Raw genomic sequence first — 24972 nt, forward strand, 5'->3', positions numbered from 1 at the left:
ATTCTTTAAATTCTCAAATTTACTATGGCCCAAGCCATAAAGAATTATTTAGGGGAGAGCTTTTTGGGGGAAACTCCTTAAAAGGCCCATAGCAAAACCGGTGAAGGGATTATTTTCCATCAACGGCTAAGGCTACTTCCTTAATGAGCGTAAGGATATATTCGCGGCTAATATCTTGGGGGGATTTCCCTTCTACACCAGAGATCTGGTTGGCCAGCATAAGGATAAGGTCTTCACGGGAGAAGCTTTTTTGCTGTGCCTGTGCTGCAGCAGCTTGAGGGGCAGGTTTTTGGTTTGCTGAATTCATGATGCTGTTAATGTCCATTTAAAAAGTCCTACTATAAGGAATATGTTTTTTAACCGATATTGAGTAAATGAAGTATAGGGCAATAAGTTGTCAAGAATAAGTCTATTTTTTTAATAAAAAAGCAACATGATGGGCTATTCCTTTGCAGGGGGCTGGTTTTCTACAAGAAGGCTGCAAAGCAAGGTGATCAAGGGGGGGATGGTAAAGCAAAGCGGGCCAAGAAGAGCCACACCATACGCTCCTGCTGCACAGCCCAGGGCAAAAGCCACCAAGGCGGGAACAAAAAGAGAGAGGCGTTTACGAAGAACTTGCCGTATTTCATCCTTTTTCGGACCAGAGGTTGTCTGGTTAGAAATCGTCTGGCGAGAGTTCGTATGGCTATGGATTAGATCTGCGATATCCACCATAATCTGGGTGGTGGTGCCTGTCATAAGGGTAGAAGGTGGATGGCTTGCGAGGTGCACTTTATGCCCGGCATTTTGAATGGCCATGGCAATGACCAATAACAAGCCGCACAGGGTAAGGGCAAGGCTGTTATGCCCATTTTCGAAGGGGCCGTATGTTATGGCTAGGCCCCCTCCCATGGCTAAAAAGGCGGTTTGTACTAAGAGTAGAACCCTTAAAGGGGCTCTATGGCTTTTAAGAAAAGCTCTTGCCCATAGGCCAAGGCAAAGTATGGTAAGGCAAAATACGGGCAAGGCAAGAATTTTTACCACTCCCCCGGATGCCCCATGAACAAAGGATGCGCCAAGGGTAACAAAATTTCCTGTTACATGGGCGGTAAACAGGCCTTCAAGGAAAAGGAAGCCTGCCGTATCAATATAACCGCCAAGGAAGCTCAGGCAAAGGGCAAGAAGACGTTGCATGGGGGTAGGGTTGTACCTTTTAGATGGAGTGAATTATGAGATAGAGTGGATTAGATCGTAAGAGAGAGGTTGATAGTGAGATATACGGTGATAGTGAGAGAGTGTGATGGAAGTGAGAGAGAAGATCATGGAAGAAAAAACGCGGGTCTTAAGCCATAGAGTTTGACGTTAACAGGTATGGTTTTTTAACAGGTCTGTAAAGGGGCGGTTCCTAAGCAAAATCCTTTAAAAGTGAAATCCTTTAAAGGGGGGAGGCGGGCATTTTGGCTTCTTTTATAACCTCGCCCTGGCGCTTGGTCAGTTTTTCGAGACTGAAATCAGCACGGACTTCTTGAAAAAGCCGATACCAGTTTAGTTCGGCCTTCAGGCGGGTAAAGATACTGCCCAGGCCAATGGCTGAACGGTCTATCAGCACAAATTCGCGGGGGGGCTTTACTCCACCTGTGCGCTGAAGGCCCGCATGGACTTTTTCGGCAATAGTGCGGCCGTAGGTTGGGTCGTCATTCTCCTGGATACGTCTGGTGCGGTCTTGCAAGAGGGGCTCGTAAATAAAGCGAGCCCATTCGTTGAGCACCTGCATGGTCTCGTGGGTAATATCGGCAAACCCCCAGGATTGATAGGCCTCATAGGCCAGGTCGTCATTATTGGTTTCGATTGCGTGATGCAAGTCGATCACTCCTTGCACAAAGGAGGGGGGGAAAATACGGATTGAGCCAAAATCTAGAAGGTTAACGCCTTGATCTTCACGGATGAGAAAATTGCCCATATGAGGGTCACCATGAATAACCCCATAGCGGTAAAAGGGAATATACCAGCCCATAAACAGCGCCTTGGCAATGGCGTTGCGTTCCTCCTGTGGGGGATTGCTGTCGATAACATTCTGTAAAAGTTGGCCGTTAAGCCATGTCATGGTTAACAGGCGGGAGGTTGTCAAGTCTTCAAGAGGGGTGGGCAGGGTAATATCGGGGCGATCTTTAAGCATCAGCTGATAGAGGCGTAAATTGGCTGCCTCCCTGAGATAATCTAGCTCCTCACGTAGGCGCTCAGCCAGTTCCTTATAGACCTCTTCTTGTTTTATGGCATTATCCAGCCGGTGGTAAAGGGCCATAGCCAGCTTTAACTGGCGCAGGTCAGCCTCTACGGTAGAGGTCATGTCAGGATATTGGAGCTTGCAGGCAACAGCGGTCCCATCATGCAAGATGGCTCGGTGCACCTGGCCTAGGCTGGCTGCGGCGGCGGCTTCATGGTCAAAACTTTTAAAACGGCTTTGCCAATTCGCACCCAGCTCATTACTCATCCGCCGACGCACAAAGCTCCACCCCATGGAAGGGGCGTTGGATTGGAGCTGGGCCAGTTCCTTGGCATATTCCTCTGGCAAGGCATCGGGGATGGTGGAGAGAAGCTGGGCCACCTTCATAAGGGGGCCTTTTAAGCCACCCAGAATGGTTTTCAGCTCCTCGGCATGGGCAGTTTTGTTGGTTTGAAAGCCCAGCTTCTCACCCGCAAGGCGCGCAGCGATACTGCTAACCGCCCCAGAAGTTCGGGCAAAGCGGCGAATCTCTCCTAAAAACCCTTTGTTATCGAGGTTTTTTTCCTTAGACATTAAAGCTGCTCCAGCTGGGTAATCAGGTCATCAATAACAGAAAGGCCTCTAGACCAGAAGGCCGGGTTGCTTGTATCGAGCCCAAAGGGGGCTAAAAGGTCTTTATGGCGTTTGGTGCCGCCGGCCTTAAGCATTTCGATATATTTATCTGCAAAACCCTCTAGCCCAGACTGATAGGTTTTATAAAGGGCATTCACCAGACAATCGCCAAAGGCATAGGCGTAAACATAGAACGGGCTATGGATGAAATGCGGGATATAGCTCCAGAATACGTCGTATTCGGGGGTGAAATTAAAAATGGGCCCAAGGCTTTCCTTTTGGATTTCACGCCAGATCTGCCCAATTTCCTCGGGGAGAAGTTCGCGTTCTTGGCGTTGGGTATGAACGCGCATTTCAAATGTGTAAAAGGCCGTTTGGCGAACAACCGTATTGAGCATGTCTTCAACTTTGGAAGCCAGCATGATTTTACGTCGCTCTGGCTTTTGCTCGGCTTCCAGTAGGGATTGGAATGTTAACATCTCACCAAAGACACTGGCTGTTTCAGCCAATGTTAAGGGCGTGTTGGCCATAAGATACCCCTGTTCTGCGGCCAAAACCTGGTGAAGTCCATGGCCGAGCTCGTGGGCAAGGGTCATCACATCGCGGGTTTTTCCGTGATAATTCAGCAAGATATAGGGGTGCACCGAAGGCACGGTGGGGTGGGCAAAAGCGCCTGAGTTTTTCCCTTCCATAGGGGGGACATCAATCCAGGGTTTGGAGAGGAACTCCCCTGCCAGCTCTCCCATGCGGGGATCAAAACGGGTATAGGCCGAATGGACAATGGTTTTGGCCTCCTCCCAGGGGATAAGCCGATCGCTATCTTCAGGTAGGGGGGCGTTACGGTCCCAGTGTTCAAGCTGTTTTAGGCCGAGCCATTGGGCCTTAAGCGTATAATAGCGGTGCGACAGGCGTGGGTAATGGCTGGCTACGCTAGAGATTAAGGCATCAACCACCTCATCTTCCACCATATTCGAGCAGTTGCGAGAAGAAGCAGGGGTAGGGTAGTGGCGCCACTGGTCGGTAATGTGCTTGTCTTTGGCAAGGGTATTGGTAATCAGGCTGAGTAGCTTAATGTTGTCTTGCAGGGTTTTTCCGATCGCCTTGCCGGCCTCTTCACGTTTCGTACGCTCTTTATGAGAGAGTAGATTAAAGGCTTCACCCAACGTTAAGACTTTGCCCCCTACCTCTACCCGCAGGGCTGTCATGGTTTCATCAAACAACCTATTCCAGGCGCTCGCACCTGTAACAGATTTTTCGTGGGCAAAACGCTCCAGCTCATCAGAGAGCTGATGGGGGCGAAAAACCCTTAAGTCCCTTAAGAAAGGAGACCAATGGCGCAGGTGGGGATCTTGAAGTTTTTCCTCTAATATTGCTTCATCCATCTGGTTAAGCTCAAGGGTAAAGAATAGAAGGGCCGAACTGATAGAGGTGATTTTTTCACTGATCGTCTGCATAAACTGGCCGATGGCAGGATCAGTGGCGTTTGTTGAAAATTGCAGCTGGGCAAAGGAATAGAGCTTGCCCATCAATTCATCAATTGCCTGATAGTCTTCAATGGCACCAGCAAGGGCTTGCCCGCTCAGTGTTGCGAGTGTTCCTTTAAAACGATGGGCAAAATGGTCTGCCTTGTCTTTTAGCGTTGCCAGGTCGTGGGTGACCTGGGGGCTATCCTGGGCTGGGTAAAGGTCTGTCAGGTCCCAGCGGGGCAAGGGGGTGGAAGGGGCAGAACCATCAGGCATAAAACGGGATCCTTGTGTAGGGGTTGATGTCATCTTATCTTACAATATAGGCAAAGCTGCAAAATGTTAAATAAGAAGTCAACGGATCAGCATGGATTGAGGGAAGGAAAGTCAGAAAGAAAGGAAAACCAGAAAGAAAAGATGAGGGGGTGGAGTGAGGTCATCGTCTTTACTATTTACTATAATAGGCCAGGTATATAGGTCAGGTTACTATAGCAGGTCAGGCCACCCAGAATGGTTTTCAGTAAGAAAAATGAGGAAAATGGGCTCTTTTTGGTTTTGTGCGGCATGGTTCTTCTCCTTCCTCATCGATATTTCTGAAAGACTTCGGACTCTTGAAAGACTCTGGATTCCTGAAAGATTTCGGATTCTTGAAAGATTTTGGGCCCCTAGAAAACTCTAGGCTCTTGAAAAGCTCCCGGCCTTTGAAAGAAAAAGGCTTAGTGTCTCACAAAGGCGGGGCTTCGGTGAGTGGACATTAGGAGCACATCATGGTCATTGAAAGGTAGATTGGCTGGAGTGAAGAAGGAGAGAGGCGCAAGGGGTATGAAGTGGGAAGCTGACTTACCAAGCTGACTTAAAGGAATAAAGAAGTGAGAAAAAGAAATAGGGAAGTGCGAAAAGAGATTGAGAATAGGGAAGTAAAAAAAGCGGTTTAGAAAAACGATGACGCATCAAGAACGTATAAATAAAGATAAATAAAAAACGCATAAAGGGATAGGGTGAGAAGAAAATAGCCGCCAGATTACAGAAGACCAGATTACAGAAGAATAGAAGCGTAGAGACAGATTTGAGTTGAGAGTGTTTTTATCAGCTCAAAGAGTCAGAGAGGGTTTTTTCAAATGGGTCTTTTCAGGTAGCGGGCCCATTTGGGAATAAATCTGTCTGAGAGGGCTGTTGGATAAGGCAACGCCTGTAGAATATACAGATGTTGTGAGTTGATCAGCACTGATGACCAGAAAATTTGAGGCACAGTGGGGCATGATGATGTACTATAAATTTCAAGATTAGGGCCCTTTTCCGATCCGTGCTGTTTTTGTTACTTTGGACCTTAGTGATTCGGGATCTTAGTGACTCTGGGCCTTAAATGCCTCTGCATCTTAAATCTGCACCTTAAAGTTGGGTGTTAAATTTCTCTCAAGGCTTTAAAAGCGCAAAGCATGCAGGGGAGGTTTATAAAAGGAAGGATGATAATGGACAGGGAAAAGGGCGTATGGGGCTTATGGTGGGTGTCAGGTAGGATGCCAGGTTGTTGGGTGCCAGTGAGGTGCCAGGTGAGGTGCTTGGCGCTGACCATGGTGGGTATGTCGCTCGTATGAGGGCAGCTGTTAAGGCGCTTTCCCACGACAGGCCCGCTGATAAGCCTGTTGATTTTGAAGCTGTGATTTGCCAGGTTGTTGAGTGCCAGTGAGGTGCCCTGGGGGGTAGGATGTCAATGGCTTTGAGTAGGATAGGGTTTTTCCAGCGGATCAGTTGGGAAGGGGGTGGCTCTAGCAATCATGGGGGGAATGGAGATGGTGCTGCTCGTTATCTTGCTGAAAAAGGAGAGAATAAAAAATGCTAACAGGAGAAAGAGCTGCTGCTGTGACAAGGCAAGGGACGCAAAAGCGCAAAAAGGTAAAACCATCAGCTGCGGGCAATCCCGCTTCTCTCGCCTTTAAGCCGCAACATCAGCCACCACGGCCTAAAACCCGGCGGCTAGAGGTGGTCTCTCCTTATGAGCCGGCTGGCGATCAGCCAGAGGCCATAGATTTTCTGGCAGAAGGGGTTTTGCGGGGAGAGAGAGACCAGGTTCTGTTGGGGGTTACGGGGTCTGGTAAGACCTTTACCATGGCCAAGGTGATAGAAAAGGTGCAAAAGCCCACCCTTATTCTGGCCCCCAATAAAACCTTGGCAGCCCAGCTTTACGAGGAAATGCGCCAGTTCTTTCCCCATAATGCGGTGGAATATTTTGTAAGCTACTATGACTATTACCAGCCAGAAGCCTATGTGCCGCGTTCTGATACCTATATTGAGAAGGATAGCCAGATTAACGAGCAGATAGATCGCATGCGCCATGCCGCTACCCAGGCTCTGCTGGAGCGCAATGATGTGGTGATTGTGGCTTCTGTTTCCTGTATTTACGGTATTGGCTCGGTTGAAACCTACTCGCGTATGGTAGTGGGGCTCAAGGTGGGCCAGGAGGCTGATCGTGATGGGCTAATCCGTGCCCTGGTGGAGCAGCAATATCGTCGAAATGATATCGATTTTCAGCGTGGAGCCTTTCGGGTGCGCGGCGAGGTGGTCGATCTGTTTCCCGTCCAGAATGAAAGCCGGGCATGGCGCATAGTCTTTTTTGGCGATGAAGTTGAGCGCATCCAGGAATTTGATCCCCTGACCGGGGAAGTTACGGGTGAACTGAACGAAATTAATATTTACGCCAATAGCCATTATGTGACTCCAAGGCCTACCCTTCAGCAGGCGGTTATTGGCATTAAAAAAGAGCTAAAAGAACAGCTCCAGGTTTTTAGGGAGGAAGGCAAGCTGCTGGAAGAGGAGCGTTTGTCCCAGCGCACGGCTTTTGATCTGGAGATGATTGAAACTACGGGCGTTTGTAAGGGAATTGAAAATTATTCCCGCTACCTTTCAGGGCGTAGGGCCGGGGAGCCGCCGCCGACCTTGTTTGAGTATTTGCCCGAGGATGCTTTGTTGATTGTTGATGAAAGCCATGTGACCGTGCCCCAGATTGGGGGCATGGAACGGGGAGACTTTGCGCGGAAGTCGGTTCTCGCTGAATTTGGCTTCCGCCTGCCTTCCTGTGTGGATAATCGCCCCTTAACCTTTGATGAATGGGAGCGCTTTCGCCCGCAAAGCATCTTTGTGAGTGCGACCCCCGGCCCATGGGAGATGGAGCGTACACAAGGGGTGTATGCTGAGCAGGTTATTCGCCCAACAGGGTTGGTAGACCCTATGACCGATATCCGCCCTGTTGAACATCAGGTTGATGACCTGCTGGCGGAATGCCGTGAGGTGGTGGCCAAGGGCGGCCGTGTGTTGGTGACCACGCTTACTAAAAAAATGGCTGAGGAATTAACCGATTATATGAATGAAGCGGGCATTAAGGTCAAATATCTTCATTCTGATATCGACACCCTTGAGCGTATTGAAATTATCCGTGACTTGCGCCTGGGCGTATTTGATGTCTTGGTCGGGATCAATCTGCTGCGTGAAGGGTTGGATATTCCCGAATGTTGCCTTGTGGCCATTCTTGATGCCGATAAGGAAGGGTTCTTGCGGTCGCGCACCTCTTTGGTGCAAACCATTGGCCGTGCTGCACGCAATGTGGATGGCCGCGTTATTCTGTATGCCGATCATAAGACAGAGAGCCTGACATACGCGATTGAGGAGACCGCGCGCAGACGGAAAAAACAAATGCAGTGGAACGAGGAACACGGTATAACCCCGCGTACGGTGCGTAAAAATATCGGCACCATTGTGGCCTCTGTCTATGAGCAGGACTATGTAACGGTTCCAGTTAGCAAAACCCTGCGAGAGGAATTGACAGGCCAGAACCTGCAGGCTGTGATTCGGGGGATGGAAAAGGAAATGCGGGCAGCTGCCGCCGAACTGGAATTTGAAAAGGCCGCCCAGCTACGAGATGAGATCAAACGCCTGGAAGCTGAGGATCTGGGCCTGGAGGTGGGGGATCTCCCCGCAGATGAAACGGTGCGAACCCGTGCAGGGGTCAAGCCAGCAGGGCGTACACCTGCCAAACTCGCGGGGAAGAGGGCTGCGGGCAAGGATCTGGCGCATCACATTTTTCAGCCAGAAAAGAAGGAAGCCTTGCCCAAAATGGGGAAAAAACGGCCCAACCCAAAAGGCAAAAGGGCTGGCTGAACAGGCTCCAGCAGCTTTAAGATTAGCTCTTTAATCCCAGCCTCTTTAGGGTATGGCATTGCCTCATATCCGGCACTTCCTCATATCCTCATAAGCCGGTGTAAGGGCTCCACAATCGAGCTCCAATGCCGTAACGTTCACTATATGATTGAGGATTCGGGGTATTTCTGCAAACATAACCCGAATCCACTTTGCCCGCTTGGGAATGTCTAAAGACAGCAACTTCTCTACCGCCAATACAAAAGCATGCTCTTCAGCCATGGGAGAGACGTACTCTAATCTATCAAAATAGGGAAGCACCTTCTGGTAGGTCTTATAACTGGGTAACACTAACAATTACTCTATCAGCTTCTCAGTTCGCCTATGGAGGAGGCCAGTATGGGGAATGGCACGATCGACCACTCTCCATCCATTCCAAGGACAAGGCGTAATGCCTCATGGCAGAGGGATGTTGCTTATAACTGCCATGTGAGCAGCTATAGCGGATACAGGGCCATAACGGATACCCGCCCGTTAAAATACGGGCATACCCGCCCGAACGCTCCGCATAGCCTTACATCCTGCATATTTTTCAGAAATAACCGAAAAAACTTTCGGAACTATTTTCTCATTTTTAACAAAACTCATTTTTAACAAAAAAGGTTATTTTCGTTTTGTTCTTTAGATGATATGGAACAGCCAGCCACAGGGCTATTCTATAGGGGTTATTCCACGGAGACTATCCCACGAGATTATCCCATAGAGACTATCTCACAGGGGCTATTATTGTTTTTGAGAGGCATCGGATATGCTAGAGCTGAAATCAGGGGGAAGTGTTCTCTCGCTTTTGCCAGAGTTGGGCGGGGCCATAACGTTTTGGAAATATGATGGGGACGATGTCTTTTACCCAACCATTGATCCACGGCTTAAAGCCTTTAAGGGCAAGGCTGTTTCAGCTTACCCGCTTGTGCCTTTTTCGAACCGTATTGCCAATGGCAGCTTTACCTTTATGGGCACGTCTTATAAGCTGGCGCCCAATTTTGGGGAGGAACCACATACCATTCATGGTAATGGATGGATGCGGCCTTGGGATCTCTTTATGGTTGAGGATCACTCAGCAACTCTGATGCTAGACTATCAGGCCCCTGAAGGCCAGGAAACAGAATGGCCTTTTTCTTATCGGGCCGAACTGGTTTATACCCTCCATGATAATGAGCTGAAAATTTCTCTTGTTCTAAAAAATACCGACAATGTGGAGCAGCCGGTAGGGATTGGGTTTCATCCGTGTTTCCCCCGTGGAAAGGATTTACATTTGGGCTTTGTCGCCCAAGGGGTTTGGAGCCGTACACCTCAGGGTCTGCCCGATAAAAGGGTAAAGGTGGAAGGCCCCCTCTCTTTTGAGCCCATGCGCCCTATCGGCAATGCAGCGCTGGATCATTGTTACGATGGGCGTAATACCGGCATTTTTATGCGTTGGCCAAGTATTCATCGCAGTTTAACCATTTCGGTTAAAGGGCCTATGACGCATCTGATGGTCTACACGCCCGAAAACAGTCCTTATATTACTGTCGAGCCTATTAGCCATATGCCCGATGCCATTAACCACCCTGAAGTTGCAGGCCGAGGGCTTGTTGTTTTACCCCCAGGGGGAGAAGTGCGCGGCCAGATTACGTTTTCCCTTTCAACATTTTAAGAAGAAGTTGCCCTCTTTAATCCCAAACAGGCCAAGCCAAGAGGGCTTTAGGGAGGGCTTTAAGCCCTGATGTGTAGAAAGGTTTAAGGGGGGCAAAGTTTTTATGACACCTATGATTTCTGTTCGTCGCTATATTAGCCCACAGGGGATTAAAACCCTCAGGGAAGAGCTCAATACACTTTTGCAGCAAGAAAGGCCACGGATTGTGGAGATTGTCTCCTGGGCTGCAGGAAATGGGGATCGTTCTGAAAATGGAGATTACCAGTACGGCAAAAAACGCCTTAGGGAGATCGATCACCGTGTGCATTTCCTTCTTCACCGTATAGAAGAAGCCATTGTGGTAGATCCCAGCCAGCAGGTACAAAGAGATAGGGTGTTTTTTGGCGCTAGGGTAACCTATATAACCCAAGATGATGTTGAACACACCGTTTGTATTTTAGGGATGGATGAAGCCGATGTTGCCCGTGGGGAAATTAGCGTGGCATCACCGGTTGCACGGGCCCTTTTGGGGAAAAGAAAAGGCGATGAAGTGTTGGTCAATACCCCCCAGGGGCAGGATGAAATAGAAATATTGGCTATTGCCTACCCCGTGTCAGTTGAGCTTTAGTTTTGCCTATGCCTATGCCTATGCCTATGCCTATGCCTATGCCTATGCCTATGCCTATGCCTATGCCTATGCCTACATCCTGGTTGGGCCTATGGTTTGATTGGGTCCGTAGAGGGGTGACTCAAGAAGAGAGAGGGCAAAAAATAGTGTGCGGAGGTATAGGTGTTGTAGCGGTGTGGGAAAAAATGGATTATGGAATGAAGACCATTTTGGTTTTGACTTATTGAAGGTGGATGAAATAGCGATGCCGTCTCTAAAAATTGCCGTTCAGATGGACCCTCTTGAGCAGGTGAATCCTAAGGGAGATTCCACTTTTGCCTTGATGTTAGAGGCGCAGGCGCGGGGTCATACGCTTTATGAGTATCATGTTAATTCCCTACGGTACGAAACCCACCCCGAAAGTAAGGGCTTTGCCTTGTTGTGTCAGGCCCGTCAGGTGCAAGTGTTTCGCGAAGGTGCCCAACATGAGGGTGCCCAACATGCCCAATTTTCTCCTTATGAAACCCTGGATTTGGGCCAGACCGATGTCGTGTTGATGCGCCAGGATCCTCCCTTTGATATGGGCTATATTTCGGCCACCTATATGCTGGAACGTATTCATGGCATAGGGGAGGGCAAAACCCTTATTGTGAACAACCCCCGGGCCGTGCGTGATGCACCGGAAAAGCTGGTGGCCATGAATTTTCCAGCCCTGATGCCACCCACCCTGGTCACCTGGAGTAGTGAAGCCATTAAGGCTTTTCGGGCAGAGCATGGCGATATTATCCTTAAACCTCTCTATGGGAATGGAGGCGTGGGGATTTTTCGCCTTTCTGCCCAGGATGAAAATTTAAGTTCGTTATTGGAATTTTATTTTTCCACCTCGCGCGAGCCATTAATGGTCCAGCGTTTTGTGCCTGCCGTTAAAGCGGGTGATAAGCGTATTATTCTTGTAGATGGAGAAGTGGCAGGTGCCATTAACCGTATGCCTCAGGAAGGTGAGATTCGCTCAAACATGCATGTGGGTGGGGTAGCCCAACCCATTGGCTTAACAGAGCGTGATAAGGAAATTTGTACAGCCATTGGGCCTTTTTTAAAGCGCGAAGGGCTGATTTTTGTAGGGATAGATGTGATCGGCGAATGGCTGACGGAAATTAACGTGACCTCTCCCACCGGGATTCAGGAGCTGGATCGGTTTAACCATACCAACACAGCAGCTTTGGTATGGCAGGCTATAGAAAGTAAGTTTCCGTCATAAGTCTTCCTGTGGCCGGACAGAAAACCTCACAGAAAATCTCTTGCCGTACGAAGATCGGCATTCTGGGCCTCGATGGGCTGCATGACATCGCCAACATTGAGCTGGTAATTATTCATCTTGTCGGGATCAAGCCACACACGCATAGCATATTCGGACGAAAACAGAAGGTAGTCGCCAATACCGTTCAAACGAGTTACGGGATTTTGTACATCCGTAGCCATAAGGTCGCCCAAGGAGGCTATTTTATCCTTAGGGATCCTTCCACTTTGGGTCCTGTATTGTTTGGCCCTGCCTTGTTCTACACAAATGTTTACACAAATTTAAGGGGTATTTAGGTTTAAGGATTGTGTAGGTAACAGCTACGCCCAGGCGCAAGTCACGGATAATTTCAATACGCTCAAGGGTGTCGATATCAGAATGAAGATATTTGACCTTAATGCCCGCTTCATTCATATAATCGGTTAATTCCTCAGCCATTTTTTTGGTAAGTGTGGTCACCAACACACGGCCGCCCTTGGCCACCACCCCACGGCATTCCGCCAGCAGCTTTTCCCTACCCCTAACGCCTCTTATCCTTGCTGCCCTTCATCATGGGTAATGAATTTTATGGGGTTGAACGCTGGGGGCCAATGTTCGAAGGCCTTGCCCGAGAGTTATTCTCTTCAGAGGGCTATCCTTGATAGGGCATGAAATATATCAAGGCATAAAGGAGAGAGCCTGAAGAGAGAACGATTTTTTTCGTTTTTGCTTTTTTGCTCTTATTCTCGTTTTTACCCTTTAGCCTTGGTTAAGCTCCTGATTGAATTGTTCATCCAGCTCGTTTTTAAGGGTTTCTTCCATGCGCTCGCGGGTGAGCTGTTCCTCTACGGAGTCTTTTACGGCATCAATTTCTTTGAGCTCACCATCATCGCCCATTACCATTTTCTTGGGGATAATCTTGCCAATCACATGAGAAGGAGGCTTTCCTCCCTGGGGAGAGAAAATTCCTTGGGGAGAGAAAATTTTTCCTGCCACTTGGCCTTCCTGCTCCTGAAGGGCAGAGTCGGGGGAAGGGGGGATTTTGTCGGGTGGACCAAACTTGTTATCCAGCCAAAGCTTCAGTTCTGTCCATTTCCCATGGAGGAATCCGCGGAAATAGAGATACATGGTGGCACCCCATGCAAAAATGGTACAGACGATAAGAAAAAGGGTAAACCACGACATTTTTTATTAATGTTATCCTTTAATAAGAGGCAGCGAGGAAAGAAAGACTAAAAGCTTATAGAGCCTTTAGGCCGCTTTTATGGTGTAGATATGGTAAGGGTTGGGAATTTTTCCAATTTATGTTAGAAAAACGCACAATTTCTGTTATAGCGGTCGCTGTAATGGATAGTGCTGTTATAGATATTGGCATTCCCGTTGGCGATAGCTGTTGGGTGTGAGTATTAAAAATAGGATGTTAAACCTTTTTCTCTAGAATGAAGAGGAAAAGAGTGCCTAAACGTAGAAAAACTTAACATTTTGGTATGTATCGCATGACACAAGAAAATGTTCCACCTTCTCCACGGGCAGTGCTTGATGCTGCTGCCGTTAAAACCGCGTATAAGCGCTGGGCCAATATGTATGATGCCGTGTTTGGGGGAATCTCCATGTTTGGTCGGAAGCAGGCCGTGCATGTGACAAACCACCTTCCCGGCAAGACTGTGCTTGAAGTGGGTGTGGGAACAGGCCTGGCGTTACCCTTTTATCGAAAAGATCTTACCATTACCGGCATAGACCTTTCAGGAGAAATGCTTGATAAGGCCCGTGAACGGGTAAAAGAGCAGAAACTGGAGAATATTGCAGCCCTCCATGAAATGGATGCCGAACAAACCAGCTTTGAAGATAATGCGTTTGATATTGCAGTGGCTATGTTTGTGGCTTCAGTTGTTCCCCATCCGCGCCAGTTGCTGGCTGAACTTAAAAGGGTGGTTAAACCGGGTGGGCATATTTTGTTTGTTAATCATTTTATTGCCAAGAAAGGGATAAGGCTGTTTATTGAAAAAAATATCGCCTGGGCTTCCCATTCCCTTGGGTGGCACCCCGATTTTGCCATGGAGTCTCTTTTGCCGGAAGAAGATATGCAAAGGGCTGTTATAAGACCTGTGCCCCCTGCAGGGCTGTTTACCTTAATAACTTTGGAAAATGTTAAGACCAAATAAAAAGGCCACTTTGCGCGCCTAAAAGAAGAGGAAGAACATAACATGGGGGTTCATTCCCCAAATAGTCTTTTCATATTTCAGCAATGACTTAATACAAAAATATGCTATATCTGAAAACAGAAAAACAATAAATTTTAAGTGAAGACTATAAGGCCTGATAATGATGAAACACGGGTATGCCCCCATAGCTCCAACCTGGTTAGGAAGAGGCAGCTCTTATAACCTTGATGCCAATCTGGGGAGTGCCTTTTTGGTTTTTTCCGTGATCTGCGCCTTTCTGGGCGGCAGTCTTCCCCTCATCTTTCATGAGTCTGTGGGGGGTGCCCATTCCCAGGGCGCTCTAGAAAGCCTTATACATTTTTGGCATCCCATGGGGTTACTTTATCTTGGTCTGACGCCAGCCTTATTGCAGGGGTTTGGCTTATGGCTCTTGCCTGTATTGGTGCGCAGCCAGAGCATGGCGTTTTCAGCATTAAACCGGCTTTCTTTTGGTTTTATGCTCGGAAGTGGTGGCGCATATTTTCTCGGTTTTTTCCCCTACTGGGCGTTTGATGCCATAGTGGTCAGCCTGTTTCTTTGGTCAGCCTCGGTTTTTTGTTACGCTCTGTCGGTTTTTATCACAGTGTTGAATATGCGCCCCTTGGGGATGACCCTTTCTGAAATTCCGGTTTTTGTATGGGCGCAGTGGCTGGCCTCTCTCGTTTTAGGCATTTCAATCCCTGTCTTTGTGGCCGCCCAAAGCCTTGTGCTTTGGCAAACTCCTTCCCTAAGCATGGGGATAGATAAGTTTCAGGTGTTGATGAGCCATTATACCTATCCAGTTATGATTTTTCTGCTTTTGCCTGTGTTGGGCATCTCGGTGCATGTGGTGCAGACATTCTGCGGAGTTCTGAAAGCGCGGGGCGTTATTTTAGCGGCTTTTCTTGTCTTGGCCTTTTTGGGAAGCTTTGGGTGGGTCAACTGGGTTTTTCATACGGGTTATCTTTCTACAGTGCATAAGGACCTGTTCTTTGCAGCCTCTGGTTATGTCATGCTAGGGGCTACAGGTGCTGTCATTTACGCCATGGCCTTAACCTTGCTGTGGAAAAAACCTGTTTTGCATGTGCCCTTGCTATGGGTTATTGGCGTTATGGCGATGATTGTCCTCGCATGGCCCATTTTTGTTCTGGCGGGTAAACAACAACAGGTTCATTCTGTTTTGGCCTACTCCTCTGTTTTTGCAGCCTTTGCAGGGTTTTATTTATGGATTGGAAAAATCAGGGGAAGAAACTTTTCTGGTCTTTTAGCCATTTTACATTTCAGTCTCACCTTAACGGGCGTTTTGGTGAATTTTGAAGATCAGCTCACGTGTATTACCAACGCTTCTGCACCTTTTGCGACCCAAACTCCTATGCTCTTTGCAAATTTTTGTATTGGCAAGCTCATATCAGATAGCGCGTTTGGTTTGTCGCTACTGGTCTTTGCCTTCATTGTCTTGCAATGTATTTGGGGAAAGAAGAGGATAACAGAGAAAAACTATTGGGTTAGTCCTCTTCCTACTGGAGAATGGTGTGTCTCAACACCTTTTCGTGGGTCCCTACAGGAATGGGATAGGAAATAAATGGTCCCTCCTGATAATATCTCGGTGCCGGTTGCAGACTCTCTTCCATTTCGTTCGCGTTTTTCCTATGAGCGGGTGGGGTCTGAGGTACGGGACTGGATTGCCTTGCTCAAGCCCCGGGTGATTTCACTTGTGGTCTTTACAGGGGTGATAGGGATTTACCTTGCTCCTGAACGGCCATCAACAGCCATTTGCCTCATTAGCATTCTGTGTCTTTGTATGGCCTCGGGGGCAGCAGGGGCGATCAATATGTGGTATGATCGAGATATTGATATAAAAATGCGGCGCACTCTAACCCGTCCCTTGCCCTCAGGCCGATTAGGGGTGGAAGATACCCTGGTTTATGGGTGTGTTCTCTCGGTTTTTTCTGTTCTGCTCATGTGGGTTGCTACTAACCTATGGGCTGCAGGGTTGCTGGCTTTTTCCATATTTTTTTATACGGTCATTTATACAAGCTGGCTTAAACGGAGCACCCCACAAAATATTGTTATTGGGGGGGCAGCAGGGGCATTCCCTCCTCTGATTGGCTGGGTCGCGGCTTGTGGGCAGATAAGTTGGTTTCCTGTTATTTTATTTGCCATTATCTTTTTATGGACTCCCCCCCATTTTTGGTCTCTGTCTTTATATGCTTGTAAAGACTATACCCGTGCTGGTGTGCCCATGTTGCCTGTGGTCAGGGGGCAAAGATATACCCGGTTGTCTATTTTAGCCTATACCTTTCTTTTATTGGGTGTAACCCTTATTCCTGCCTTTTTGGGGCAGGCGGGGACTCTTTATTTTTTCTCTGCCCTTATTCTGGGCCTTGGTTTTATAGGCCATGCCCTAAGGCTGGTGAGGGATGGAAAAGGGCCTGAAGGCCTCAGCCATACGGGGGATAAACCCGCGAGAAAGGCTTTTCGGTACTCATTATTTTATCTTTTTATGTTGTTTGTCAGCTTGGTGGGAGATCATTTCTGGTTTCTGACATTAGGCTTGTCAAAGCTCTTCTAACTAAGGCTAGATGTTGTGGAAGATAAAAATCTCATACTGACTCCTCAGGAGCAGGCAGAATATGCCATACGGCGAAAAAGACGCAGCTGGATGTTGGCCTTTGTTTATTGTTTTATTGCAGCGGTGTTTTTTATCATGGCTCTTGTTAAGCTTTAGTCAATAGTGCAGCTGTAGACATTATGCCCCCTGTTCCTGTCCTGTTTCTGTTTTAGGTTTTGGTTAAACAGGGGATAGCGCCAATTCTTCTATGAGTTTAAGGGCTTCTTCTTGTGGGTTAAGCAAGGTTGGGTCTCTTGAGAAGTTTCCGGTAATTTGGCCCTGCTGTTGGTTGATATGTTGTTGGGTGCGAAAATCCTTACGGGCTTTTTCTGTTCGTCTTCCCTGGCGGATCAGTAAGCCTGCCAAGACAATGGCCAGGCTTACTGACCAGACCTACAATGACCAACGAAAACAGAAAATTCTACTTTTTATCGGAAGCTGTAAAGTCGGAGAAGTCATCTTTAGGCACCACCAACAGCAAAATCCACCCTTGCGTATCAACCCTTGGGTATCAGAGGGAAGGGCCGCTGCAATCATAATATAACGCTTATCGTCTTCCTCTCCTGAACGCTCTCATCCTTTAAAACACCACCCCATTTCATTAAAAAATTCCTGTAAGATCTGTGCCTTGAGTGAATAATATTTTGAACGAGTATCCACTTTTTTAATCTCGCGCACCCCATAATTATTCACACGAAAATCATCGTAAGCGCGCATTAACACTGGAGTATGTTACCGTATCGGTACTGTATTCGGTACCGTATTGGTGGGGCCTGAGTTACGGGAGTGGATTGCCTTGCTCAAGCCCCGTGTGATTTCGCTTGTGGTTTTTACAGGGGCTAATAGGGATTGACTTTGCCCTTGAGGCCATCAACGGCCCTTTGCCTGATTAGTCTCCTGTATCTTTGTATGGCTTCTCGGGGGCAGTAGGGGCAATCAATAAATATAATGACGGAATGAATGAGAGACCTCCTCATCAGTGGAGGGGTCCTATGGAGAGTGATGGGTATTCGTTTAAGATATTATTCGCTCAAGGCACCAGATCTTACAGGAATTTTTTAATGAAATGGGGTGGTGTTTTAAAGGGTGAGAGCATTCTGGAGAGGTAAAGAACCTTAATTGCCCCTAAAGAATGAACCTGTTGTTGTTTACCTGCCAAAACAAAAATGGGCCATACGAGGACAATCATCGCCATTATGAACTGCTCCCCCTATATGAGCTGCCTCTATATGAACTGAAGGCAACCCGCCATTGCCCGTTATTGTGAGATCGCCTAAAGTTCCCCTTTCTTATGAACGTGTTTGCTGGATTGCACTGAGTAGCCAATAGCCATTTTGCTGGGAGCGTACAAAGGTCCATATTTCCGTTACGCTAACCCTCTGATCAGGGTCTCCTTCGACAACGCGGCCAGTCATATCGGTGGTCACGTCGACCATGGAGTATTTCATGGAAACGGTTGCATATTGCATACTGTTTTCCTGCCATGCCTCAGAAAGATCGCCTTGCTCGAAGCGGATATCGGACACAGTATTTTGTAAGCCTCGACTGCTGAGGTCTGTCAGTTGTTGATTAAAATAGCTTACCATTTCCGGGGTCGCGAAGCGCTGCAGGGCTGCAATATTTTTTTGGCTCCAAGCGGTTTGAATATTTATAAGGGCCTTCTGGAAGCTCATATAATCATCATGGGTTAGGTTCACAGGGGTATTCTGGTTGGAAGAGGCATAAGAATAAGCAGGAAGGATAGCCTCTGCCTTGGGTTCTGGGGTGGGGGAAAAGGGAATGGTATTTTTTTGAGGGGGGAAGAGCTTGCTATAGAGCCAGCGGATCACAAAAAATAAGAGGATCAGCTGGAAAATAATTCCCAGAAAACTGCCCACACCGTGAAAATTCAATAAGCCATGGCCACTGAGAAGGCCAAAGAGACCCGCCCCTAAGAGCCCACCAAAAAAACCAGTGGCGAAGGGATGAGAACGATAAATGGGCTGGCGTGTGACAGGTTGCGGCGCATAAGGAGGTACGGCCCTATTGGAGAAATTGGGCATTTGGTTAGGCGTTTGCGGCGTAATGGTGTGGGTAAAAGGGGTGGCCGTATAGGGGGCCGTACGGGTAGGGGGTGGGGCGATATAGGTTCGTGAGCCTCTGCTTCCTACTGAGCCACCACGCCCAGCACGAGCCATAAGGTCATCCAAGGGCAAAACGGCAGTGGCAGCAAACCCTGTTATCAGGGCCAGGGCTAGAGGAGAAGCCTTTATTTTGGGGGAATGGAGGAAGGCCTTCTTCATTTTCAAGCTCCGGCAACCGTCATGGAATGAACGCGTAATGTGGGGCTGTTTACACCGTACCGAAATTCAAGGTCGTTCGCGAGCCCTATATTGGCAAACATATCGTTGAGGTTTCCTGCAATGGTAAATTCAGCAACAGGTTCAGCCAGCTGCCCATTGCGGATCATAAAACCAGAAGCCCCACGGCTATAATCGCCCGTAAGGCCGTTAATGGCAGAGCCCATCATTTCTGTAATGTAGATCCCCTCTTTAATATCGGCCATAAGATCTGTGCGGCTATGAGAGCCGTTTTTAAAATAAAGGTTGGTATGGGTAGGCGTTGGCGGGGAGGACGGTGAACGGCTGGCCCGCCCATTAGTGGGCAGGTTAAGCTGGTTGGCACTGCGTATATCAAGCAGCCAGTGCTGTAAAGTTCCCTCTTCTACCAAGGTGAGGGGGGCAGCTTTGACCCCTTCTGCATCAAACGGGCGCGAACGAAGACCTTTTTTGCAGGTGGGGTCATCCATAATGGTTACTTCCTTTGGAAAAATGGTTCTTCCTAAGGCCTGTTTTAAAAATGACGTACCCCTGGCGATGGCATTTCCCTTAATGGCAGAGGCAAAATGGCCCAACAGGCTGCCGGCAATGCGTGGGTCAAACACGATCGGCAAGTTGGCTGTGCGCGGTTTTTTAGGGTTGAGCCTGGCCAAGGCCCTTTGGGCAGCCTGAAGGCCAAGGCTCTTGGCGGTATCAAGGTCTCGATAAAAGGTGGTTGTATGGGTGGCATAGTCCCGCTGCATGGTCGGGCCTTGGCCTGCGACAACGCTAATGCCTGCTGAAAAGGAGGAATGTTGATATTCCCCTTTAAAGCCGTTACTGGTCAGCAAAATAATATGGCTTTTGCCATAAGCTGCTGATGAACCATTGCTATTGGTAATCCCTTTTTGGGCCAGGGCCTGTTCTTCCATTTCGGTGATATAGGCCAAGATATTGTCATTCGTTGGCAGGGTCGGATCAAATAATTCAAGATTTTTAGAAAGGCGCTGCGGTGAGGACGCTTCAAGCAGGTCAGAAAACTTATCTTCTGGTAACACTTTAGCCATGGCTAGGGCTTGGCTGGCCAGGCGTGGGAATTCATCGGGTTTGAGCTCAGTTGTAGAGATAATAGCTGATTTTTTACCCAGAAACACCCGCAAGCCAATTTCATTTTGCTCGGAGCTCTCCGTCTCTTCCATTTTTCCGTTTCGGATCTGATACGAGACAGACTGGGTCTGGATAAAGAGGATATCAGCACGGTCAGCCCCTTCTTTCTGGGCTGTTTTTAAGAGGTCTGCCAAAAGAGATAGAGAAGTATTCATGCAGCCAACCTTTCTGCAACGTGGTCTAGCTTAGGCATGTTATGGATATCGCCGATAGAGGCAAGGGTTGGCGGTTGGCTGAAAATGCGGTGGGCCATGCGGCAAATATCTTCAGAACTGACCGCGTTAATCTTTTCGACAGTTTCTTGTGTGGGGATAGGCCTGCCAAAAATATGGAGTTGTCGGGCAAGCTGCTCGCATCGACTGCCTGTGCTTTCCAAGGACATTAACAGAGAGGATTTTAACTGAGCCCGGGCCCGTTCAAGCTCATGAGGTTGGATATGGCGCTGGATTTTTTTGAGTTCTTCTACTGTAACAGGCACAAGTTCCTGGGTCTGTTCAGGGCCAGTTCCGGCATAAATGCCAAAAAGGCCGCCCTCATCAAAAGGCATATTGAAGGAATAAACAGAATAGACCAACCCGCGTTTTTCTCGTATTTCCTGAAAGAGCCGCGACGACATACCACCACCAAGAATGGTGGAAAGCAGCACCTGGCTATAATAATCCTTATCCTTATAGCCAACAGAGGGAAACCCCATAACCATATGAACCTGATCGAGCTCCCGGAAGATACGGGTTTCTCCCCCCTTATAAAGGGCTTTTTCAACCTGAGTGGCGGAACGGGGAGGCAGATCTTTGAAGTGTTTTTCTACCCAGTTGACCACGTTCTCATGGGAAAGATTGCCTGCAGCGGTAATCACTACCTTATCGGCAGCATAGTGGTTATGCATGTAATTTATAAGGGTTTCGCGTGACATGGTGCTTACATGGTGCGTTGTGCCCAAGGTAGGCCTTCCCATTGGCTGGTTGGGAAAGGCTGTATCTTGGAAGTGGTCAAACACAATGTCATCTGGTGTGTCGTTGGCCTGGCCAATCTCTTGCAGGATAACCCCGCGTTCCCGCTCCATTTCTTCAGGCAGAAAGGTGCTGTGGGTTAAAATATCGCCAATAATATCAATGCCCAGTTCCAAGTCTTCTTTTAACAGTTTAACATAATAGGCGGTTTGCTCACGGGCTGTATAGGCATTAATGTGGCCGCCTACCATTTCAATTTTCTCAGCAATATCCACTGCAGAAAGCGTTTGTGTTCCCTTAAAGGCCATATGCTCTAAAAAGTGAGAGACTCCATTTTCTGCTTCGGTTTCATGGCGGGTCCCTGCCGCAACATAAGCCCCGAAAGAGACAGATTCTACCCTGTCCATTTTTTCTGTAGCCACAGTCAGGCCGGAGGGGAGTTTGGTAATCTGGATGGGAGAGTCTGACATGATATTCCTGTTAGATAAAGCGTGTTAAAAGCCAGAAAAGCCACCTGCCAGACAGCAGGAAAGCCTGGAGGTAATATAGGGAGTGGCAAGCTTCAATTGAAGCCCCAGTTGAAGCCCCAGTTAAAGCTCCTGTTGGAACCCTGTTTTGAAACCCCTGTGAAGCCCATAGCAGCACCCCTGATGGTTAACCCCAATTCCTGTTTATAGCATTGCGGATTGCGGATTGGATTTCGGCCAGGTTGTTAGGCAATGTCAGGGAGTGTTCTTGCTTTGTCATAAGGCTTGCCAAATGGTGGGGAAGTTTTGGACGAATAGAGCAGGCTTTTTCCATGGCATCGGGGAATTTGGCGGGGTGGGCTGTAGCCATGCAAATCATGGGAATACCTGGCTGGAGAAATTTTTGCCCAGCGGCAATGCCAATAATGCTGTGAGGGTCAGCCAGGTAATGGCTTTGCTCATAGACTTTTCTTATCTGTTGGCTGGTTTCCTCATCATTAAGGGAAAGGCCAGTAAATTTTTCGCCGATCGCCTGCCAAATGGGTGGGGGGACCGCCATGGTGCCATTTTTGCGGAAGGTTGTCATCAGGGTTTGGCACTGTTCGGCATCCCGATTGAGATATTCAAAAAGTAGGCGTTCAAAGTTTGAGGAAATCTGAATATCCATGGACGGCGAAAGGCTGGGCTGAACCTCTTGAATGCTCATATCGTTGGCAGTGATAAAGCGGGTGAGAATATCGTTTTTATTGGAACCGATACAGAATTTATCCACAGGAAGCCCCATTTTCCCGGCTGCCCAACCGGCGAGAATATTGCCAAAATTACCCGTTGGTACGGCAAAAGAGACCGCCCTGTGGGGAGCCCCCAGCCATAGGGCGGAATAGATATAATAGGGGATTTGGGCTGCAATTCTGGCCCAGTTAATGGAATTTACAGCTGAAAGATGCACCTCGTTGCGAAAGGTCTGGTCAGCAAACATGGCTTTGACAAGATCCTGGCAGTCATCAAATGTGCCCTCAACGGCGATATTGGTAATATTTTGGTCAGTGACGGTGGTCATCTGCCGACGCTGAACCTCTGAAACACGCCCAGAAGGGTGGAGGATAACAACTGTAATCCGTTTGCTTCCCCGTAAGGCCTCTATGGCTGCTGAGCCCGTATCACCCGATGTTGCGCCCACAATGGTAATGGTGCGGTCTTCTTTTTCAAGGACATACTCAAAAAGTTGTCCCAATATCTGCATGGCCAGGTCTTTAAAAGCCAGGGTGGGGCCATGAAAAAGCTCTTGAACAAACAGGCCATGGGTGAGCTCCTGAAAAGGGACAATGGCCTTGTGGTTAAAGCGCTTGTAAGCGGTTGAACAGAGCTTTTTCAGGGTTTTAATATCAATATCGTCGCCTGCAAATAAGGAAAGGATAAGGGCCGTTAAGTCCGGATAGCTCAAGCTCCGAAGCTCTTCCCAGTCGCGCAGTTTAAGTTTTGGCCAGGTTTCTGGCATGTAAAGGCCACCATCATCTGCAAGCCCCGTCAACAAGACAGAGGAAAACGAGAGGGTTGGGGCTTCTCCGCGGGTGGAAAGGTATTTCATGATAGGCTACTTTGTTTTTAAAATTGCGGGGTTATGGGTTCAAAATTTAGGGGCATGGAGGCAGGCCGTCAAGCGCTCCCATAAAGGTAAGAAAGGGCAGCCTAAGGTAATATGGGGGTGGCGGCGTTGGTGAGTGGAACGGTTAGGGCATACAGGCTGCTGGTAAAGGGTTTGGCTTCATGAGCGGGATGGGTCAGGGTATAGCCATCAAGAGTGGTGGCAGGAATATAAATAATCTTGCCGGAAACAAAAAGATGGCCAGGCCATTGGAGTTGGGCATTGGTGGCAATGGTGGTCAACTTTCTGTCTGGTGTCAGGCGAATAATGCTTTTATTGGCAATGTCGGAAAAATAGAGAGTTCCATCAGGGGCAATTGTCATCCCCCCATTTGAGGGCACATTGTACCACAACATCATGCTTTCGCTCAGTTCTATGGGGGTAACCTTGGGGTCATCAATCATGGCGCGACGAATTAAGAAGAGAGGGCCTGTACCGGGTAGATAATAGAGGATGGTTTCATCTGGGCTAAGCTCTAGGGCATTGGTGTTTTTTAAGAACCGATAAGGTGGCAAAGGCTGGACAGCCTTGTTGTTAACAATCAGAGCCCGCATGCCAGTTAAGCTTGGATGACGCTCCAGCAGGCGGCGCGTTTCTCCATCTTGCAGGTTGACAACAAGCAGGGCTGGGCAGCCGGCATCGGCAATATAGGCTTTGTTGTCGGCAATCCGAATCTGGCTTAAGAGGCTGCCTTTATGAAGGGCCTTTACAGGGATAGGGATAACACGTGTTACCTGGTCGGTCAGCGTGTTAATTTCAATCAGCTTGGCCCCTTTGGGTTTCCCCTCGGATTTTCCGGCGTTATTGCTGTTGATATTTTTTGGTGCCTTCTCTTCTGGAATTTTTCTTTCGGCCCCTTTTTCCTCAGAGCTTTTCCCATTTGCTTCTTTTTCCTCGGGAGAGGGCCCTTCCGGGGGGGGATCAGAAGGGGAGTCGGACGGTTTCTCGGCTCGTTCCTTTTCTATAGCAGGGGCAGGTAGGCCCGCATCGAGCACCCATAAGGATGATGTTCCCGCTTTGGTGTATAATCCGTTTAGGTTTAGGAAGTGCTGATAAACCTGAGGGGTATTTTCCTCATTGGGTTTTAAGGGCTGGTTCCAGTTTTCATTGGGGTAAGGCTTGATATCTCCATTTTGGGAAAGCAGAATAAGGAAGGGAGAGTCCTTCCGAAACAGATGGGAAACCTGAAGGAAAAAACTGTTATTCTTAAATGGAATAACGCTATCCCATGCGATGGCTTTTTTCTGGGTGAGTAAAGTCAAGGGAGAGGAGGGCTGTGCGTTTGGTGTAGCGGTCTTATCAACAGGGGCAGAAGAGGCAGCTTCCCAAGGCAGAAAAAAGGACGTGAGCAGCACAACCGTACCGGTAAGGGTTTTAGCAAGACCCAAGGGTTTTGTAAGATTGAGGACTTTGGTAAGACCCAGAATTTTTGAAAGACTCAAGGTTTCGGCAAGATTCAGAATTTTTACAAGACTAAGGGCTTTGGTAAGGTTTAAGGTTTTGACAAGTCCTAAGGTTTTGACAAGGCTTTGGCCAGGGAGAGAAGTTTTTGGAAGATTCTTCAGACAATTCATATATTTATGGCAACATTTGCAACGTTTACGAATGGTAGGAAAAAGCATGAACAAAAAAAGCACGAACAAACCTGGCGATGCCAAGATGTTCTTGTTGAGTGTTTCTCCCTATGGTTT

At 48.2% G+C, this 24972-nt stretch carries 22 protein-coding genes and 2 pseudogenes; 10 read left to right on the plus strand and 14 right to left on the minus strand.

What is annotated here, in order from left to right; genetic code table 11:
• Positions 1–109: 109 nt before the first annotated feature.
• From JGUZn3_RS06335 to JGUZn3_RS06350, 4 genes are all read right to left on the minus strand, one after another.
• Positions 110–307 (minus strand): hypothetical protein, encoded by a 198-nt coding sequence (locus JGUZn3_RS06335; RefSeq protein ID WP_203412746.1) that lies wholly within the window; start codon positions 305–307, stop codon positions 110–112.
• Between the two features lie 134 nt (positions 308–441).
• Positions 442–1173 (minus strand): YoaK family protein, encoded by a 732-nt coding sequence (locus JGUZn3_RS06340; RefSeq protein WP_203412747.1) that lies wholly within the window; start codon positions 1171–1173, stop codon positions 442–444.
• Between the two features lie 241 nt (positions 1174–1414).
• Positions 1415–2776: an ABC1 kinase family protein gene (locus tag JGUZn3_RS06345; protein WP_203412748.1), complete on the minus strand. Its 1362-nt coding sequence runs from the start codon at positions 2774–2776 to the stop codon at positions 1415–1417.
• Complete coding sequence (locus JGUZn3_RS06350; RefSeq protein ID WP_238996770.1) at positions 2776–4554, minus strand: M3 family oligoendopeptidase; 1779 nt, start codon at positions 4552–4554, stop codon at positions 2776–2778. Before JGUZn3_RS06350 ends, JGUZn3_RS06345 begins: the two co-directional genes overlap by 1 nt.
• A 1252-nt stretch (positions 4555–5806) precedes the next feature.
• Here JGUZn3_RS06350 and JGUZn3_RS06355 point away from each other — a divergent pair.
• The 3 genes from JGUZn3_RS06355 to uvrB are packed head-to-tail and all read left to right on the plus strand — an operon-like array spanning position 5807 to position 8430.
• A complete protein-coding gene (locus JGUZn3_RS06355; RefSeq protein WP_203412750.1) occupies positions 5807–5965 on the plus strand; it encodes a hypothetical protein in 159 nt (52 codons plus the stop codon).
• Between the two features lie 18 nt (positions 5966–5983).
• The gene (locus tag JGUZn3_RS12635) at positions 5984–6118 is read left to right on the plus strand and encodes a hypothetical protein (protein WP_275402830.1); all 135 of its coding nucleotides are present in this window, start codon (positions 5984–5986) and stop codon (positions 6116–6118) included.
• A complete protein-coding gene (gene uvrB, locus JGUZn3_RS06360; protein WP_238996771.1) occupies positions 6112–8430 on the plus strand; it encodes an excinuclease ABC subunit UvrB in 2319 nt (772 codons plus the stop codon). The genes JGUZn3_RS12635 and uvrB overlap by 7 nt, the downstream gene beginning before the upstream one ends.
• 75 nt (positions 8431–8505) lie before the next feature.
• Here the strand turns inward: uvrB and JGUZn3_RS06365 are convergent.
• A pseudogene (locus JGUZn3_RS06365) lies at positions 8506–8917 on the minus strand (hypothetical protein); the annotation flags it as partial.
• 300 nt (positions 8918–9217) lie between these two features.
• Here JGUZn3_RS06365 and JGUZn3_RS06370 point away from each other — a divergent pair.
• From JGUZn3_RS06370 to gshB, 3 genes are all read left to right on the plus strand, one after another.
• Positions 9218–10102 carry an aldose 1-epimerase gene (locus JGUZn3_RS06370; RefSeq protein WP_203412751.1) on the plus strand — a complete coding sequence of 295 codons (885 nt, stop codon included), beginning with the start codon at positions 9218–9220 and terminating at the stop codon, positions 10100–10102.
• A gap of 103 nt (positions 10103–10205) precedes the next feature.
• Positions 10206–10709 (plus strand): transcription elongation factor GreB, encoded by a 504-nt coding sequence (gene greB / locus JGUZn3_RS06375; RefSeq protein WP_203412752.1) that lies wholly within the window; start codon positions 10206–10208, stop codon positions 10707–10709.
• A 244-nt stretch (positions 10710–10953) separates the two neighbouring features.
• Positions 10954–11946 carry a glutathione synthase gene (gene gshB, locus JGUZn3_RS06380; RefSeq protein WP_203414842.1) on the plus strand — a complete coding sequence of 331 codons (993 nt, stop codon included), beginning with the start codon at positions 10954–10956 and terminating at the stop codon, positions 11944–11946.
• Between the two features lie 26 nt (positions 11947–11972).
• On the opposite strand, the gene JGUZn3_RS06385 is transcribed toward gshB, so the two are convergent.
• The 3 genes and pseudogenes from JGUZn3_RS06385 to JGUZn3_RS06395 form a co-directional block, all read right to left on the minus strand.
• Positions 11973–12179 carry an efflux RND transporter permease subunit gene (locus JGUZn3_RS06385; protein ID WP_238996772.1) on the minus strand — a complete coding sequence of 69 codons (207 nt, stop codon included), beginning with the start codon at positions 12177–12179 and terminating at the stop codon, positions 11973–11975.
• A 130-nt stretch (positions 12180–12309) separates the two neighbouring features.
• Positions 12310–12498 (minus strand): annotated as a pseudogene (locus JGUZn3_RS12915) (helicase-related protein); the annotation flags it as partial.
• A gap of 225 nt (positions 12499–12723) precedes the next feature.
• A complete protein-coding gene (locus JGUZn3_RS06395) occupies positions 12724–13149 on the minus strand; it encodes a hypothetical protein (protein ID WP_203412753.1) in 426 nt (141 codons plus the stop codon).
• A gap of 311 nt (positions 13150–13460) precedes the next feature.
• Here JGUZn3_RS06395 and JGUZn3_RS06400 point away from each other — a divergent pair, with 311 nt between their 5' ends.
• The 4 genes from JGUZn3_RS06400 (at position 13461) to JGUZn3_RS06415 (ending at position 16872) form a co-directional block, all read left to right on the plus strand.
• Positions 13461–14126, plus strand: coding sequence for a class I SAM-dependent methyltransferase (locus tag JGUZn3_RS06400; protein ID WP_238996773.1), 666 nt, complete (start codon positions 13461–13463; stop codon positions 14124–14126).
• Between the two features lie 160 nt (positions 14127–14286).
• The gene (locus JGUZn3_RS06405; protein WP_203412755.1) at positions 14287–15726 is read left to right on the plus strand and encodes a cbb3-type cytochrome c oxidase subunit I; all 1440 of its coding nucleotides are present in this window, start codon (positions 14287–14289) and stop codon (positions 15724–15726) included.
• Positions 15727–16716 (plus strand): heme o synthase, encoded by a 990-nt coding sequence (locus JGUZn3_RS06410; RefSeq protein ID WP_203412756.1) that lies wholly within the window; start codon positions 15727–15729, stop codon positions 16714–16716.
• Positions 16717–16731: 15 nt separating this feature from the next.
• Positions 16732–16872, plus strand: coding sequence for a hypothetical protein (locus JGUZn3_RS06415; RefSeq protein ID WP_203412757.1), 141 nt, complete (start codon positions 16732–16734; stop codon positions 16870–16872).
• Positions 16873–16935: 63 nt separating this feature from the next.
• Here JGUZn3_RS06415 and JGUZn3_RS06420 read toward each other — a convergent pair whose 3' ends face one another.
• The 6 genes from JGUZn3_RS06420 to JGUZn3_RS06445 all read right to left on the minus strand — a co-directional run bounded on the left by JGUZn3_RS06420 (position 16936) and on the right by JGUZn3_RS06445 (position 24855).
• On the minus strand, positions 16936–17121 hold the full coding sequence (locus tag JGUZn3_RS06420) for a hypothetical protein (RefSeq protein ID WP_203412758.1): 186 nt from the start codon (positions 17119–17121) through the stop codon (positions 16936–16938).
• Between the two features lie 923 nt (positions 17122–18044).
• On the minus strand, positions 18045–19037 hold the full coding sequence (locus tag JGUZn3_RS06425; protein WP_203412759.1) for a Tim44 domain-containing protein: 993 nt from the start codon (positions 19035–19037) through the stop codon (positions 18045–18047).
• Positions 19038–19039: 2 nt separating this feature from the next.
• Positions 19040–20374, minus strand: a complete 1335-nt coding sequence (locus tag JGUZn3_RS06430; protein ID WP_203412760.1) for a TldD/PmbA family protein — start codon at positions 20372–20374, stop codon at positions 19040–19042.
• Positions 20371–21639 (minus strand): M16 family metallopeptidase, encoded by a 1269-nt coding sequence (locus JGUZn3_RS06435; RefSeq protein ID WP_203412761.1) that lies wholly within the window; start codon positions 21637–21639, stop codon positions 20371–20373. The genes JGUZn3_RS06430 and JGUZn3_RS06435 overlap by 4 nt, the downstream gene beginning before the upstream one ends.
• A 184-nt stretch (positions 21640–21823) precedes the next feature.
• The gene (thrC, locus tag JGUZn3_RS06440; protein WP_203412762.1) at positions 21824–23224 is read right to left on the minus strand and encodes a threonine synthase; all 1401 of its coding nucleotides are present in this window, start codon (positions 23222–23224) and stop codon (positions 21824–21826) included.
• 101 nt (positions 23225–23325) lie between these two features.
• On the minus strand, positions 23326–24855 hold the full coding sequence (locus tag JGUZn3_RS06445; RefSeq protein WP_203412763.1) for an L-dopachrome tautomerase-related protein: 1530 nt from the start codon (positions 24853–24855) through the stop codon (positions 23326–23328).
• Positions 24856–24972: the final 117 nt, after the last annotated feature.

It is taken from the genome of Entomobacter blattae, assembly GCF_014672835.1.
GTDB classification, from domain to species: Bacteria; Pseudomonadota; Alphaproteobacteria; order Acetobacterales; family Acetobacteraceae; genus Entomobacter; species Entomobacter blattae.

Bases quoted from the DNA above. Each gene is read 5' to 3' on its own strand.
- JGUZn3_RS06430 (WP_203412760.1), bottom strand. From the start codon at position 20,374: ATGAATACTTCTCTATCTCTTTTGGCAGACCTCTTAAAAACAGCCCAG.
- JGUZn3_RS06350 (WP_238996770.1), bottom strand. From the start codon at position 4,554: ATGCCTGATGGTTCTGCCCCTTCCACCCCCTTGCCCCGCTGGGACCTG.
- greB (WP_203412752.1), top strand. From the start codon at position 10,206: ATGACACCTATGATTTCTGTTCGTCGCTATATTAGCCCACAGGGGATT.
- JGUZn3_RS06395 (WP_203412753.1), bottom strand. From the start codon at position 13,149: ATGTCGTGGTTTACCCTTTTTCTTATCGTCTGTACCATTTTTGCATGG.
- gshB (WP_203414842.1), top strand. From the start codon at position 10,954: ATGCCGTCTCTAAAAATTGCCGTTCAGATGGACCCTCTTGAGCAGGTG.
- JGUZn3_RS06370 (WP_203412751.1), top strand. From the start codon at position 9,218: ATGCTAGAGCTGAAATCAGGGGGAAGTGTTCTCTCGCTTTTGCCAGAG.
- thrC (WP_203412762.1), bottom strand. From the start codon at position 23,224: ATGAAATACCTTTCCACCCGCGGAGAAGCCCCAACCCTCTCGTTTTCC.
- uvrB (WP_238996771.1), top strand. From the start codon at position 6,112: ATGCTAACAGGAGAAAGAGCTGCTGCTGTGACAAGGCAAGGGACGCAA.
- JGUZn3_RS06405 (WP_203412755.1), top strand. From the start codon at position 14,287: ATGATGAAACACGGGTATGCCCCCATAGCTCCAACCTGGTTAGGAAGA.
- JGUZn3_RS06410 (WP_203412756.1), top strand. From the start codon at position 15,727: ATGGTCCCTCCTGATAATATCTCGGTGCCGGTTGCAGACTCTCTTCCA.
- JGUZn3_RS06335 (WP_203412746.1), bottom strand. From the start codon at position 307: ATGAATTCAGCAAACCAAAAACCTGCCCCTCAAGCTGCTGCAGCACAG.
- JGUZn3_RS06345 (WP_203412748.1), bottom strand. From the start codon at position 2,776: ATGTCTAAGGAAAAAAACCTCGATAACAAAGGGTTTTTAGGAGAGATT.
- JGUZn3_RS06340 (WP_203412747.1), bottom strand. From the start codon at position 1,173: ATGCAACGTCTTCTTGCCCTTTGCCTGAGCTTCCTTGGCGGTTATATT.
- JGUZn3_RS06435 (WP_203412761.1), bottom strand. From the start codon at position 21,639: ATGTCAGACTCTCCCATCCAGATTACCAAACTCCCCTCCGGCCTGACT.
- JGUZn3_RS06425 (WP_203412759.1), bottom strand. From the start codon at position 19,037: ATGAAGAAGGCCTTCCTCCATTCCCCCAAAATAAAGGCTTCTCCTCTA.
- JGUZn3_RS12635 (WP_275402830.1), top strand. From the start codon at position 5,984: ATGTCAATGGCTTTGAGTAGGATAGGGTTTTTCCAGCGGATCAGTTGG.
- JGUZn3_RS06400 (WP_238996773.1), top strand. From the start codon at position 13,461: ATGACACAAGAAAATGTTCCACCTTCTCCACGGGCAGTGCTTGATGCT.
- JGUZn3_RS06445 (WP_203412763.1), bottom strand. From the start codon at position 24,855: ATGAATTGTCTGAAGAATCTTCCAAAAACTTCTCTCCCTGGCCAAAGC.